This is a genomic window from Azonexus hydrophilus (assembly GCF_001956855.1).
GTDB lineage: Bacteria > Pseudomonadota > Gammaproteobacteria > Burkholderiales > Rhodocyclaceae > Azonexus > Azonexus hydrophilus_A.
This window is the reverse complement of sequence record NZ_MTHD01000001.1, coordinates 356,423-370,255: the sequence shown is the minus strand read 5'-3', so window position 1 is coordinate 370,255 and position 13,833 is coordinate 356,423. Positions and strand designations below refer to the sequence as shown.

The window sequence follows — 13,833 nt, the reverse complement described above, 5'->3', positions numbered from 1 at the left end:
TCCTCTCGACACTTGCTGGAGTGCTGTTCTCCTTTTACGCAAGCATTCTTTTTTGTTGGCCGAAGCATCGCAGAACACTCTTGCGCAACTATTGGTGCAATGTAACGAATCATTGCACACTCGAACACCCGTACCCGCTTGATCTAGAATCCTGCGATGCCGCATTTCCCACCCACTGCCGATCCCTCACGCTGCCAGGACATGCTGCAGGCCGGCCTGGACCTGCTCGACCAGGGCATCAGCGTGTTCGACGGCGAGTTGCGGCTGGTTGCCTGGAATCGCCCGTTTCTCGAACTACTCGACTTCCCGGCCAGCCTGGCCCGCGTCGGCACACCCTTCGTCGATTTCATCCGCTACAACGCCGAACGCGGCGAATACGGACCCGGCGACCCGGCAGCCCAGGTTGCCGAGCGCCTGGCCGAGGCGCGGAATTTCCAGGCCCACATCCGCGAACGCCGGCGTCCGAACGGCAGCTTGCTGCTGCTGCGCGGCGAACCTTTGCCGAATGGTGGCTTTGTCACGTTGTACAGCGACATCACCGAGCAACGTTATCTCGAGCATCTGACCGAGCACCAGAACATCCAGCTCGACGAACGCGTGCGCCGGCGCACCGCCCAGCTGGAAAACGCCAACGCCAACCTGCGCCGCGCCAACGCCGATAACGCCCGGATCGCCGCCGCGCTCGGGCGCAGCGAAGCCCGCCTGCGGCTGATCAACGACACCATTCCGATCCTGATCGGCTACGTCGATCACAACGAGGTCTATCAGTACGCCAACAAGAGCTACTCGGACTGGTACGGCTTGCCGGAAGGCAGCGTCACCGGCCGCGCCGTGCACGAGGTCACCGGTGCCGAGGTGTACGAGCAGGTGGTCGATTCGGTGCGCAAGGCGCTGTCCGGACAGCAGGTCACCTACGAGTACCGGATGTTGCGCCAGGGCCAGCCGGCATTCGCCCGCAGCACGCTGGTTCCGGAGATCGGTAGCGACGGCAGCGCCCTGGGTTTCTTTGTCTTCTCCTACGAAATCACCGAACAGAAACGCATGCAGGCCGCGCTGCTGCAGGCGCAGAAAATGGAAGCCATCGGCCAGTTGACCGGCGGTCTGGCGCACGATTTCAACAACCTGCTGACGGTCATCATCGGCAATCTGGCAGCCTTGCAGGATCAACGGCCGGACGATCCGGCGATCGGCGATTTCGTTGCCCCCGCGCTGCAATCCGCCCGCCGCGGCGCCGAACTGATCAAACGCCTGCTGACCTTCTCCCGGCAGCAGCCGCTGGAACCGCAGGCGGTCGACATCGGCCAGCTGATCGGCGACCTGACCCGCCTGATCCGGCGTTCGCTGCCGGAAAATATTGCGGTCGACAGCCGTTTCGAGGGAAATTTGCTGCATGCCCGCGTCGATCCCGCGCAGTTCGAAAGCGCCCTGCTCAACTTCGCCCTGAATGCCCGCGATGCCATGCCCGACGGCGGCCAGCTGGAAATTTCGGCCGCCCCGTGCACGCTGGCGACGGATGCCGCCGACTTCGATGTCGCTCCCGGCGATTACGTCCGGGTCATCGTCAGCGACAACGGCTGCGGCATGGATGCACAGACGCTGGCCCACGCCTGCGAGCCCTTCTTCACGACCAAGCGCCTCGGCCTGGGCAGCGGCCTCGGCCTGCCGATGGCTTGCGGTTTCATCCGCCAGTCGGGCGGCGGCCTGCGCATCGACAGCGAACCAGGACACGGCACCCGGGTGAGCATCGTGCTGCCACAGACGACACCGCCGACCGCCAGTTCGCCGATCGACGAACCGCTGCTGCCCGACGCCAACGGCGCGCTGGTGCTGCTGGTCGAAGACGATCCGAATGTCCGCCGCGTCGTCCGCCAGCAACTGATCGATCTCGGCCACCCGGTGATCGAGGCGGAAGACGCCGACCAGGCGCTGACCATGGTGGCGCAGATTCCCGACATCGCGATTGTCGTCAGCGACATCCTGATGCCGGGCGAACTCAACGGCCGGCAACTGGCCGAACGGATACAACAGGCTTACCCGCACATGCAGATCGTCCTGATGAGCGGCTACACCGACGAAGAAGGCGTGATCGAAAGCTGGCCGCTCCTGGCCAAGCCCTTCGTCCGCCAGGATCTGGCCCGCGCCCTGCAGCGCACGGCCAGCAAGGAGAAGGCATGAAAGAGAACGACAGCGGCAAGCTGATCGCCATCGTCGAGGATGATCCCGACGTCGCCCGCATCATCGAACAGGTCCTCGCCGATTTCGGCTTCCGCACACTGTGGTGCCGCAGCGGCGGCGACTTGCTGCGGCGCCTGCGCAACCTGGCGCCGGCGCTGTGCATCATCGACCTCGGCCTGCCCGACATGGACGGCATCGAGGCAATGCAGCGGGTCCGCGCGCAGACCGCCTGCGGCATCATGATCCTGACCGGTCGGGCGCACGTCAGCGACCGCGTGATGGGCCTGGAGCTGGGCGCCGACGACTACATGCTGAAGCCGTTCGAACCGCGCGAACTGGTCGCCCGCGTACGCAGCATCCTGCGCCGGCGCGAAAGCGTCAGCGACGATCCGCCGAGCCAGACCGCCACGTTCGCCGGCTGGCGCTTCAACCTCGGCAACAACACGCTGACAGGTCCGGCCGGCGACGAGCATCTGCTGAGCACTGCCGAAGCCGAATTGCTGAAGGTCTTCGTCAGGCATCCGAACCGCATCCTGCAACGGGAAAAGCTGATGGGCACGCGCGACGTCAGCCCCAGCGACCGCGCCATCGATGTCCGCATCTCGCGGCTGCGGCGCAAGCTGGAGCCGGATGCGCAGAGCCCGTCGTTCATCAAGACGGTCTACGGTGCCGGCTACCTCTTCCTGGCTGCGGTCGACTGGTCGGATGAGCCAAAAACCGGGGATACCCCGGCCTGAGGGCTGGCCTCAGTCGTCCTCGTCGTGCAGCCGGAAGCGGCTGGCCAGTTGCTGCTGGATGTTCGGCGGCACCGCGGCGTAGCGGGAGAACTCGATGCTGTAGCTGCCCTGGCCGCCGGTCAGCGATTTCAGGCGTGACTGGTAGTCGTTGAGTTCGGCCAGCGGCACTTCACCGGTGATCGCCGCCATGCCGTGGCCGCGCCCGTCGGTACCGGTGATATGGCCGCGCCGACCGGCCAGATCGCCGCTCAGATCGCCGATGGCGCTTTCCGGCAGGACGATCTCGATGCTGACGATCGGCTCGAGCACGATCGGCCGGGCGTTGCGGATGGCGTCGACCGTTGCCTTGCGGGCGGCGATGGAAAATGCCACTTCCTTGCCGTCGACCGCATGCGTCTTGCCGTCGAACACCGTGACCTTGATATCCTCGACCGGATAGCCGGCAACGACGCCACCGTCCAGCGCCTGACGCACGCCCTTTTCCACGGCCGCCATGAAGACGCCGGGAATGACGCCGCCCTTGACCGCATCGACGAACTCGAAACCCTCGCCACGTGCTTTCGGCTCGATGCGCAGATGCACCTCGCCGAACTGGCCGGCACCGCCCGACTGCTTCTTGTGCCGGTGCATCGCCTCGGCGTGGCCGGTGATGGTTTCGCGGTAGGGAATGCGCGGCGGCCGGGTGTCGACTTCCAGCTTGTACTGAGCGGCCATGCGCGCCAGCTTGGATTTCAGGTGGATTTCGCCGAGGCCGCGGATGACCGTCTCGTTGCTGTTCGGATGACGCTCGACGATGAAGGTCGGATCTTCGGCCGCCAGCTTGCCGAGAATGTCGAACAGGCGTTGCTCGTCGCCTTTCTTTTTCGTCTCGACCGCCAGCCCGGCCATCGGCCGCGGGAATTCCAGCGGCACCAGATGGATGTGATCCTCGTCGTGCGAATCGTGCAGGACGCAATCGAACTCGATTTCATCGACCTTGGCGATGGCCCCGATATCCCCCGGCAACAGCGCCTCGACCTCGATGCTGTCCTTGCCCTGCAGGCGATAGAGATGGGTTACCCGGAACGGCCGCTTGCCGTCGCCGACGAACAGTTGCATGTCTTTTTTCAGCGTCCCCTGATGCACGCGGAAGATGCCGATCTTGCCCATGTAGGGATCGGCGACAACCTTGAAGACATGCGCCAGCACATGCTTTTCCGGGTCCGGTTCGGCGGCGAAAGCTTCGCTCTCGTTGCCCGCCTGGCTGCGGAAGAAAGGCGGCGGATTGCCCTCGGCCGGATTCGGCGCCAGCGTCGTCAACACATGCAGCAGTTCGCGGATGCCGGCGCCGGTCTTGGCCGAAGTGAACAGGATGGGGATCAGATGACCTTCACGCAGCGCCTTCTCGAACGGTGCATGCAAGCGGGTAAGCGCCGGATCGGCACCGTCTTCCAGGTATTGCGCCAGCAGGTCTTCGTCTTCCTCGACGATCTGGTCGATCAGCGCCCGGTGCGCCGCTGCGACCGAGGCGAAATCGGCATCGCCGGCCACGTGCTCGAGGACTTCGACGACATCGGCGCCGCCATGTGCCGGCAGGTCGAGCAGCATGCACTCCTTGCCGAAACGTTCGCGGATGTCGGCGACCAGCCCGGGCAGGTCGAGATTGTCGGCATCGATGCGGTTGATGACGATCATCCGGCACAGCTTGCGCTCGCCGGCATGGCGCATCATGCGCTCGCTCATGACCTCGATGCCGGCCTGGGCATTGATCACGATCAGTGCGGTGTCGACGCCGGCCAGCGCGGCAATCGCCGGGCCGGCGAAATCGGGATATCCCGGCGTGTCGACCAGATGCACGCGGGTGTCGGCAAGGGAAAAGCCGGCCAGCGCAGAATTCAGCGAGTGACCGGCTTCCTTTTCCAGGGGATCGAAGTCGCAGACGGTGTTGCCCCTGTCGATACTGCCTTTGGCGGGAATCGCGCCCGCCGCATGCAACAGGGCTTCTGCCAGAGAGGTCTTGCCGGCGGCACCATGGCCGACAAGTGCGATTGAACGAAGGGCTGCGGTAGCATATCCGGACATTTTCTTGTTCTCCCTCTATGGCTGAAAAGCGTTTCAGGTCATTTTACGCCCGGCATCATGCGTTCGACAAAATAGGGGCCGAAGCCGAGCAGGAGGGCGCCGGCAATGACCAGCAGGATGACCCCGAGCAGCAATTGCAGGCCGGGCCGGTTGAACTCCGGCGACTGCCGCCGGACGAACCACAACGGACCGGCAATCGGCAGCAGGACGGTCGGCACCCAGACCCGCCAGCCGTGATCGAACGACGCCGGCAACGTGCCGAGGTAGCCGACCAGCAGCAGCGCCCCGCCGACCGCGACGACAAGCGCCACCAGCGTGACGAACAAGGTGAACCAGATATCCATCACTTCTTCACTTTCTGCGGTCGCTGCCAGCCGGCCAGCGTGACCTGTTTTGCCCGTGATACGGTCAACGCCTCCGGCGGCGCATTTTTGGTCAGCGTCGTACCGGCGCCGAGCGTCGCCCCGCGACCGACGGTCACCGGCGCCACCAGCTGCGTGTCGGAGCCGATGAAGACATCGTCTTCGATGACTGTCTTGTGCTTGTTCACCCCGTCGTAATTGCAGGTGATCGTACCGGCACCAACATTGACCCGCTCGCCGATCTCGGCATCGCCGATGTAGGCCAGGTGATTGGCCTTCGACTGCGCGCCGATGCGGCTCTTCTTGATCTCGACGAAATTGCCGACATGGACCTCGGGCCCCAGCTCTGCCCCCGGACGCAGGCGGGCGTAAGGACCCAGCACCCCGTCCGGGCCGATCACCGCGTCCTCGAAATGGCAGAACGCGGCAATCCGCGTCCCGGCACCGATCTTGACGTTCTTCAGCACGCAGTAAGGCCCGACATCGACGGCATCGCCCAGCTCGACACTGCCTTCAAAAACGCAGCCGACATCGATCGCGACATCGCGCCCATGCTTCAGCTCACCGCGGACGTCGATGCGCGCCGGATCGGCCAGACGGACGCCGGCGACCAGCAGCCCGTCGGCGATATTGCGCTGGTGCTGGCGCTCCAGTTCAGCCAGTTGCACCTTGCTGTTCACGCCGAGCACTTCCCACTCGCCCTGCGGCTGCGCGGTATGCACCGGCAAGCCTTCGGCGACGGCCAGCGCAACGATGTCGGTCAGGTAGTACTCGCCCTGGGCGTTGTCGTTCTTCAGCCGCCCCAGCCAGTCGGCCAGGCGCGCCGTCGGGATCGCCATGATCCCGGTGTTGACCTCGCGGATCGCCTTCTGCGCTGGCGAGGCATCCTTCTCCTCGACGATCGACAGCACCTTGCCGTCAGCATCTCGAACGATGCGCCCGTAACCAGACGGATCGGCGAGGTCGACGGTAAGGATCGACAGGCCGTCGCGGCCCGCCTGCAACAGGCGTTTCAGCGTAGCCGCCGTGGTCAGCGGCACATCGCCGTAAAGCACCAGCGTCTGCGCGCCCGGCCCGAGCAACGGGATGGCCTGCGCCACGGCGTGCCCGGTCCCCAGTTGCTGCGCCTGCTCGGCCCAGCAAATATCGTCGGCGGCGAGGGTCGACCGCACGACGCTGCCGCCATGGCCATACACCACCACCAGTTTTTCCGGCGCCAGACCACGCGCGGTATCGATGACATGCCCGGCCAGCGGCTTGCCGGCAACCGGGTGCAGGACCTTGGGCAGATTGGAATGCATGCGCTTGCCCTGGCCGGCAGCGAGAATGACGATGTTCATGATTAAGCAGTCGTTGGGGCGACTGAGGTCGCCCGGTTGTCAGGCTGAACGCTTTTCACCCTGGGCGCCGACCAGTTCATCGAGCACGGCCTTGCCGCGGGTCGATACGAACCAGTGCAGGACGTTCTTGTCGTTGATCCGGGTTTCGATGACGCCCAGCGACTTCATCACCGTCAGACGCTGGCTGACGAAATCGCGCGGCAATCCGGTACGCTCGCAGACACCGGCCAGATTGCCGTAGACGAAACGCTCTTCGGCCAGCGCGCGGAGAATTTCCACGTCGTTGTACGACAGCACTTCGCGCGGATCGGGTTCGGCTGCCCTGGCAGGTTCGGACTCGGCCTTGACCGGCATGACCAGCGGCGCTTCGTCACGTTTCTGCTTGAGCTGACCGACATCGCGCCGGACCTGTTCCATCTGTCCGAGCAGGCGCTGGACGATGTTCTCGAACAGCCGGCGCGAGGCCACCACGTAGATCAGGCAAAAACCGGCAAACACGTAGAAGTCGACAGGTTTGGTCCGCGCGCCTTCAAGCAATGTGCTGGAGATCATGTTCAGGAACAATGGTACGGTCAACGCCGCCACCATGCCGAAAACCGGATACTTGATCCAGTCTTTGGAACCCTGCTCACCCTGGCGTTCGGCCAGGAAATAGTTGGCGGCGCCACCGAGGATGCCGGCCAGCACCATGATGGCAAAAATCAGCAGCATATGACCGTCTAGTGCGCCGCTGGGCATGCTGATCTGAAACGCCGATTGCAAATCGTTGGACATCGGTTTCCCCCCTTGGATCGATTCCGCATTTTCACACAAACAAAACCCCGCGGGTCGAAACCGGCGGGGTTTTGCAACAGTGTCCGGGGAAAATCAACGCGGCAGGGTCGACGATCCCATCAGGAAGACATCAACCTCACGGGCAGCCTGACGGCCCTCGCGAATCGCCCAGACCACCAGCGACTGACCACGGCGCACATCGCCAGCAGCAAAAACGCCGTCGACGCTGGTGCGGTAGCAGCCTTCGCCATCGGTCGTCGCCTTGGCATTCTGACGGGCATCCTTGTCAACGCCGAAGGCATCGAGCAGGCTGCCGACCGGATTGACGAAGCCCATTGCCAGGAAGGCAGCATCGCACGGCAGTTCGAATTCTGAACCGGCGACTTCGCTCATCTTGCCGTCCTTCCATTCGACACGCACGCCCTTCAGTGCCTTGACATTACCCTGGCCGTCCTCGACGAAAGCCTTGGTCGCCACCGCGAATTCACGCACCGTCGCACCTTCCTTGTGGGAAGACGAAGTACGCATCTTCAGCGGCCAGTACGGCCAGGTCAGCGCCTTGTTTTCCTGCTCCGGCGGTGCCGGCATCAATTCGAACTGGGTCACCGACGCCGCACCGTGACGGTAGCTGGTGCCGACGCAATCGGAACCGGTATCGCCGCCACCGATGACGATGACGTGCTTGCCCTTGACGCTGATCGGATTCTTGATGCCCTGCTGGACTTCCTTGCTCTGCTGGATGAGGAATTCCAGGGCAGCGTAAACACCCTTGTATTCACGCCCCGGAACCGGCAGATCGCGCGGAACTTCAGAACCGGCAGCAAGGATGACGGCATCGAAATCCTTCTTCAGCTGTTCGGCGGAAATGGTCTCGGTCGCATCGTTGTTGATGCCGGCCGGGAGATTCCTGTCGCCGACGATGACCTTGGTGCGGAAGACCACACCTTCGGCTTCCATCTGCGCTACGCGACGGTCGATCACCGACTTGTTCAGCTTGAAGTCGGGAATGCCGAAGCCGAGCAGACCGCCCACCCGGCTGCTCTTCTCGAACACCGTAACGGCGTGCCCGACGCGTGCCAACTGCTGTGCCGCAGCCATGCCTGCGGGGCCGGAGCCGACGATGGCAACCTTCTTGCCGGTCTTGGTCTTGGCCGGTTGCGGCACGACCCAGCCCATTTCCCAGCCCTTGTCGATGATGAAATGCTCGATCGACTTGATGCCGACCGGCGCTGCATTGATGCCCAGCGTACAGGCAGCTTCGCAGGGGGCTGGGCAGATGCGGCCGGTAAAATCCGGGAAGTTGTTGGTCGAGTGCAGGACATCCAGCGCCTGCTTCCAGTTGCCCTTGTAAACCAGATCATTCCAGTCCGGAATGATGTTGTTTACCGGGCAACCGTTGTTGCAGAACGGAATGCCGCAATCCATGCAGCGCGCGCCCTGTGTCTTGGCAGCGTCGTCGGACAAGGTCTGGACGAACTCCTTGTAGTGCGTCAGACGCTTCTCAACCGGTTCGTAAGCCTCTTCGAGACGTTCGAACTCCATGAAACCAGTCGGCTTGCCCATTATGCGGCCTCCTTCCGTGCAGCAGCGGCCATTTCGGTCAAGGCGCGCTTGTATTCGTGCGGATAGACTTTGACGAACTTCTCGCGGTAGACATCCCAGTCGGCAAGAATTCGCTTGGCGGTTGAACTGCCGGTGTATTCGGCTTGACGGGTGATCAGCTCCTTGAGCTGAGTCTCGTCGGCCTGATTGCCGTGCAACGGCTCACCAGCAACATGGCGACCTGCTGGCACAACCTTCTCCAGCGCCACCTGGGCAAGATTGCAGCGATGCTTGAAGCTGCCATCCTCATCCAGCACATAGGCGATACCACCCGACATGCCGGCAGCGAAGTTCCGCCCGGTCATGCCGAGCACGGCCACGGTGCCACCGGTCATGTATTCGCAACCATGATCGCCAACACCTTCGACCACCGCAGTACCGCCGGAATTGCGCACGCAGAAGCGTTCACCACCGACGCCGGCAAAGAAGGACTCGCCATCCGTCGCACCATACATCACGGTGTTGCCACAGATGATGTTGTGCTGCGTATCACCGCGGAAGTCCGGGCTCGGCTTGATGATGATCCGGCCACCCGACAAGCCCTTGCCGACGTAGTCATTGCCTTCGCCGGTCAGCTCCAGCGTCACGCCACGTGCCAGGAAGGCACCGAAGGCCTGACCGGCGGTACCGGTCAGCTTGACGTGGATGGTGTCGTCCGGCAGACCAACATTGCCGTAGCGCTTGGCAACTTCGCCCGACAGCATGGTGCCGCAGGTCCGGTTGACGTTGATGATCTTCGTCTCGATCTGGACCTTCTGCCCCTTTTCGAGCGCCGGCCTGGCCTGCTCGATCAGCTTGTGGTCGAGCGCCTTGTCGAGGCCGTGATCCTGGCCTTCGGTGTGGCGCCGCGGCACATCGGCAGGTACGTTCGGCTGGTGGAAGACCTTGGAGAAATCCAGGCCCTTGGCCTTCCAGTGTTCGATACCGGGACGGGTGTCGAGCAGGTCGACCCGGCCAACCAGATCGTCGAACTTGCGGATGCCCAGTTCGGCCATGATTTCGCGTACTTCTTCAGCAACGAAGAAGAAATAATTGACCACATGCTCCGGTTGACCGGAGAAGCGCTTGCGCAACTCCGGATCCTGCGTCGCAACGCCGACCGGGCAGGTGTTCAGATGACACTTGCGCATCATGATGCAACCTTCGACAACCAGCGGCGCCGTGGCAAAGCCGAACTCGTCGGCACCGAGCAGCGCACCGATGACGACATCGCGGCCGGTCTTCATCTGGCCATCGACCTGCAAGCGGATACGCGAACGCAGGCGGTTCAGCACCAGCGTCTGCTGCGTTTCGGACAGCCCGAGTTCCCACGGCGTACCGGCGTGCTTGATCGACGACACCGGCGATGCACCGGTACCACCGTCAAAACCCGCGATCACGACGTGATCGGCCTTGGCCTTGGCAACACCGGCGGCCACCGTACCGACGCCGACTTCGGAAACCAGCTTGACCGAGATCGAAGCCTGCGAATTGGCATTCTTCAGGTCGTGGATCAGTTGCGCCAGATCTTCGATCGAGTAGATGTCGTGGTGCGGCGGCGGCGAGATCAGGGTCACGCCCGGCACCGAGTGACGCAGCTTGCCGATGTATTCGGAGACCTTGGTCCCCGGCAACTGGCCGCCTTCGCCCGGCTTGGCGCCTTGCGCCATCTTGATCTGGATCTGGTCGGCATTGACCAGATACTCGGCAGTCACGCCAAAGCGTCCCGAAGCAACCTGCTTGATCGCCGAACGCAGCGAATCGCCTTCCTTGAATACGTAGTCACGCTCGATGCGCGACGCACCGACGATTTCCGCCAGCGTCTGCCCGGCCTTCAGCGGCTGGAAGCGCTTGGCATCCTCACCGCCTTCGCCGGTATTCGACTTGCCGCCGATACGGTTCATGGCAACAGCCAGCGTCGTATGCGCTTCGGTCGAAATGGAACCGAGCGACATCGCGCCAGTCGCAAAGCGCTTGACGATTTCCTTGGCCGGCTCGACTTCATCCAGCGGAATCGCGACACCCTGCGGCTTGAACTCGAACAGGCCGCGCAGCGTCAGGTGACGCTTGGTCTGGTCGTTGATCAGCTTGGCGTATTCCTTGTAGGTCTCGTACTTGTTCGAACGCGTTGCGTGCTGCAGTTTGGCGATCGAATCCGGCGTCCACATGTGCTCTTCGCCGCGGATGCGGAAGGCGTATTCGCCACCGGCATCCAGCATGCTGGCCAGCACCGGATCGGCCGAGAAGGCATCCTTGTGCATGCGGATGGCTTCCTCTGCAACTTCGAACAGACCGATGCCTTCGATGTTCGACGGCGTACCGGTGAAATATTTTTCGACAAAGTCCTTCTTCAGACCGATGGCTTCGAAAATCTGCGCACCGGTATAGGACATGTAGGTCGAGATGCCCATCTTGGACATGACCTTGCACAAACCCTTGCCAACCGCCTTGATGAAGTTCTTGACGTACTTGTCGGCCTTCTCGGCATCGCCCTTGGCCAGCGACTCGATCGTCTCCAGCGCCAGGAACGGATGCACGGCTTCGGCACCAAAGCCGCCAAGCAGGGCAAAGTGATGCACTTCACGCGCAGAGCCGGTTTCAACGACCAGACCAGCGCTGGTGCGCAGCCCCTGCTTGACCAGGTGCTGATGAATGCTGGAAGTCGCCAGCAGCGCCGGAATCGCTACATGTTCGGCATCCAGCTTGCGATCGGAAACGATCAGCACATTGGCACCGGAACGCACGGCGTCTTCCGCATCGGCCGCCAGGGAGGCGAGACGCGCCTCGATACCTTCCTTGCCCCAGGCAACCGGATAGCAGATATCCAGCTCGAAGGAACGAAACTTGTTCGAGGTGTACTTCTCGATATTGCGCAGCTTTTCCATGTCGGCACAGGTCAGCACCGGCTGGGCAACCTCGAGACGGATCGGCGGATTGATGTCGTTGGTGTTCAGCAGGTTCGGCTTCGGCCCGATGAAGGACACCAGCGACATGACCAGTTCCTCACGGATCGGGTCGATCGGCGGATTGGTCACCTGGGCGAACAACTGCTTGAAGTAGGCGTAGAGCGTCTTGTTCTTCGCCGACAGCACCGGCAGTGCGGAATCCGTCCCCATCGAACCGGTCGCTTCTTCACCGTTCTGGACCATCGGCTCCAGAATGACCTTGATGTCTTCCTGGGTGAAGCCGAAGGCTTGCTGGCGATCAAGCAGGCTGGCGCTGGTGGCATTGCACGACTCGACAGCCGGCGGCACTTCGTCGAGCTTGATGCGAATCTTGTCGATCCACTCGCGATACGGCTTGGCGTTGGCCAGCGAATCCTTGAGTTCCTTGTCGTCGATGATGCGGCCCTGCTCCATGTCGATCAGGAACATCTTGCCCGGCTGCAGACGCCATTTCTTGACGATCTTCTTCTCGGGAATCGGCAGCACGCCGGACTCGGAAGCCATGACAACGAAATCGTCATCGGTCACCAGGTAACGCGCCGGACGCAGACCATTACGGTCGAGCGTCGCGCCAATCTGGCGGCCATCGGTGAAGGCCACGGCGGCTGGACCGTCCCACGGCTCCATCATCGCAGCATGATATTCGTAGAAGGCGCGACGATTCTCGTCCATCGTCGAATGCTTTTCCCAGGCCTCCGGGATCATCAGCATGACGGCCTGAGCGAGCGAGTAGCCACCACCCATGACCAGCAGTTCGAGCGCGTTGTCGAATGCGGCGGAGTCGGACTGACCCGGATAATGCAACGGCCAGACCTTCTTCAGATCATCGCCGAGGATCGGCGAAGAAATTGCCTGTTCACGGGCCTTGAACCAGTTGACGTTGCCACGCACCGTATTGATTTCGCCGTTATGGGCGATATAGCGGAACGGATGCGCCAGGTCCCAGGTCGGGAAGGTATTGGTCGAGAAACGCTGGTGCACCAGCGCCAGCGCCGAAACCGTCCGCTTGTCCTGCAGGTCGAGATAGTACACGCCAACCTGATCGGCCAGCAGCAGGCCCTTGTAGTTGATCGTGCGCGCCGAGAAGGAGGGCACGTAGAATTCCTGGCCGTGCTTGAGGTGCAGCGACTTGATGGCGTTCGCGGCACGGCGGCGGATGATGTAAAGCTTGCGCTCAAGCGCATCGGTAACGAACACATCCGGACCGCGCCCAACGAAAACCTGACGGATCACCGGCTCGGTGGCACGCACCACCGGCGACATCGGCATGTCACGATTGACCGGGACATCACGCCAGCCAAGCAGGCGCTGGCCTTCCGCAGCGATGGAACGCTCGATCTCTTCCATGCAGGCGTGGCGGGACGCTGCTTCCTGGGGCAGGAAAACCATGCCGACACCGTATTCGCCAAGCGGCGGCAATTCGATGCCCTGAAGCGCCATTTCTTCCCGGTAGAACAAGTCCGGGATCTGGATCAGCAGGCCGGCGCCATCGCCTTGCAACGGATCGGCCCCAACCGCGCCACGGTGATCGATATTTTTCAGGATCAGCAGACCCTGCTCGATAATGCCGTGACTCTTCTGACCCTTGACATGGGCAACGAAGCCCACGCCACAGGCGTCGTGCTCGTTGGCGGGGTCGTACAAACCCTGCCGATCAGGTACAGCCGATTCCATCACACGCGTTCCTTCAATTAATTCGGCCTTTAGGCTGGCCAATCATGAAAAAGCCGAGCGACGATTCCTTCGCTACGGCCTGTACGAAATAATAGGCAACCGTCGATTGTAGCGGATATACCCCTTGCAATTCAACCAACTGCGCCGCACCAATGTCGTGCGCATCTTTTCGCTGCAAAACCCA

Annotated in this window: 8 protein-coding genes; 2 read left to right on the top strand and 6 right to left on the bottom strand. The window is 62.5% G+C overall.

Annotated elements, in window-relative coordinates; genetic code table 11:
- Positions 1 to 156: 156 nt before the first annotated feature.
- Both BJN45_RS01800 and BJN45_RS01795 read left to right on the top strand, forming a co-directional pair.
- Complete coding sequence (locus tag BJN45_RS01800) at positions 157 to 2,175, top strand: PAS-domain containing protein (RefSeq protein WP_076091470.1); 2,019 nt, start codon at positions 157 to 159, stop codon at positions 2,173 to 2,175.
- Positions 2,172 to 2,912, top strand: a complete 741-nt coding sequence (locus BJN45_RS01795) for a response regulator transcription factor (RefSeq protein ID WP_076091468.1) — start codon at positions 2,172 to 2,174, stop codon at positions 2,910 to 2,912. Before BJN45_RS01800 ends, BJN45_RS01795 begins: the two co-directional genes overlap by 4 nt.
- Positions 2,913 to 2,921: 9 nt before the next feature.
- Here the strand turns inward: BJN45_RS01795 and fusA are convergent, their stop codons facing one another.
- The 6 genes from fusA to gltB form a co-directional block, all read right to left on the bottom strand.
- On the bottom strand, positions 2,922 to 4,973 hold the full coding sequence (gene fusA / locus BJN45_RS01790; RefSeq protein ID WP_076091466.1) for an elongation factor G: 2,052 nt from the start codon (positions 4,971 to 4,973) through the stop codon (positions 2,922 to 2,924).
- A gap of 38 nt (positions 4,974 to 5,011) precedes the next feature.
- Positions 5,012 to 5,317, bottom strand: a complete 306-nt coding sequence (locus tag BJN45_RS01785) for a hypothetical protein (RefSeq protein WP_076091464.1) — start codon at positions 5,315 to 5,317, stop codon at positions 5,012 to 5,014.
- On the bottom strand, positions 5,317 to 6,675 hold the full coding sequence (gene glmU, locus BJN45_RS01780; RefSeq protein ID WP_076091462.1) for a bifunctional UDP-N-acetylglucosamine diphosphorylase/glucosamine-1-phosphate N-acetyltransferase GlmU: 1,359 nt from the start codon (positions 6,673 to 6,675) through the stop codon (positions 5,317 to 5,319). Before glmU ends, BJN45_RS01785 begins: the two co-directional genes overlap by 1 nt.
- 39 nt (positions 6,676 to 6,714) lie before the next feature.
- On the bottom strand, positions 6,715 to 7,449 hold the full coding sequence (locus BJN45_RS01775) for a YEATS-associated helix-containing protein (protein ID WP_076091460.1): 735 nt from the start codon (positions 7,447 to 7,449) through the stop codon (positions 6,715 to 6,717).
- Between the two features lie 93 nt (positions 7,450 to 7,542).
- Complete coding sequence (locus BJN45_RS01770; protein WP_076091458.1) at positions 7,543 to 9,012, bottom strand: glutamate synthase subunit beta; 1,470 nt, start codon at positions 9,010 to 9,012, stop codon at positions 7,543 to 7,545.
- Positions 9,012 to 13,649, bottom strand: a complete 4,638-nt coding sequence (gene gltB / locus BJN45_RS01765) for a glutamate synthase large subunit (protein ID WP_076091456.1) — start codon at positions 13,647 to 13,649, stop codon at positions 9,012 to 9,014. The genes BJN45_RS01770 and gltB overlap by 1 nt, the downstream gene beginning before the upstream one ends.
- Between the last annotated feature and the right edge of the window lie 184 nt (positions 13,650 to 13,833).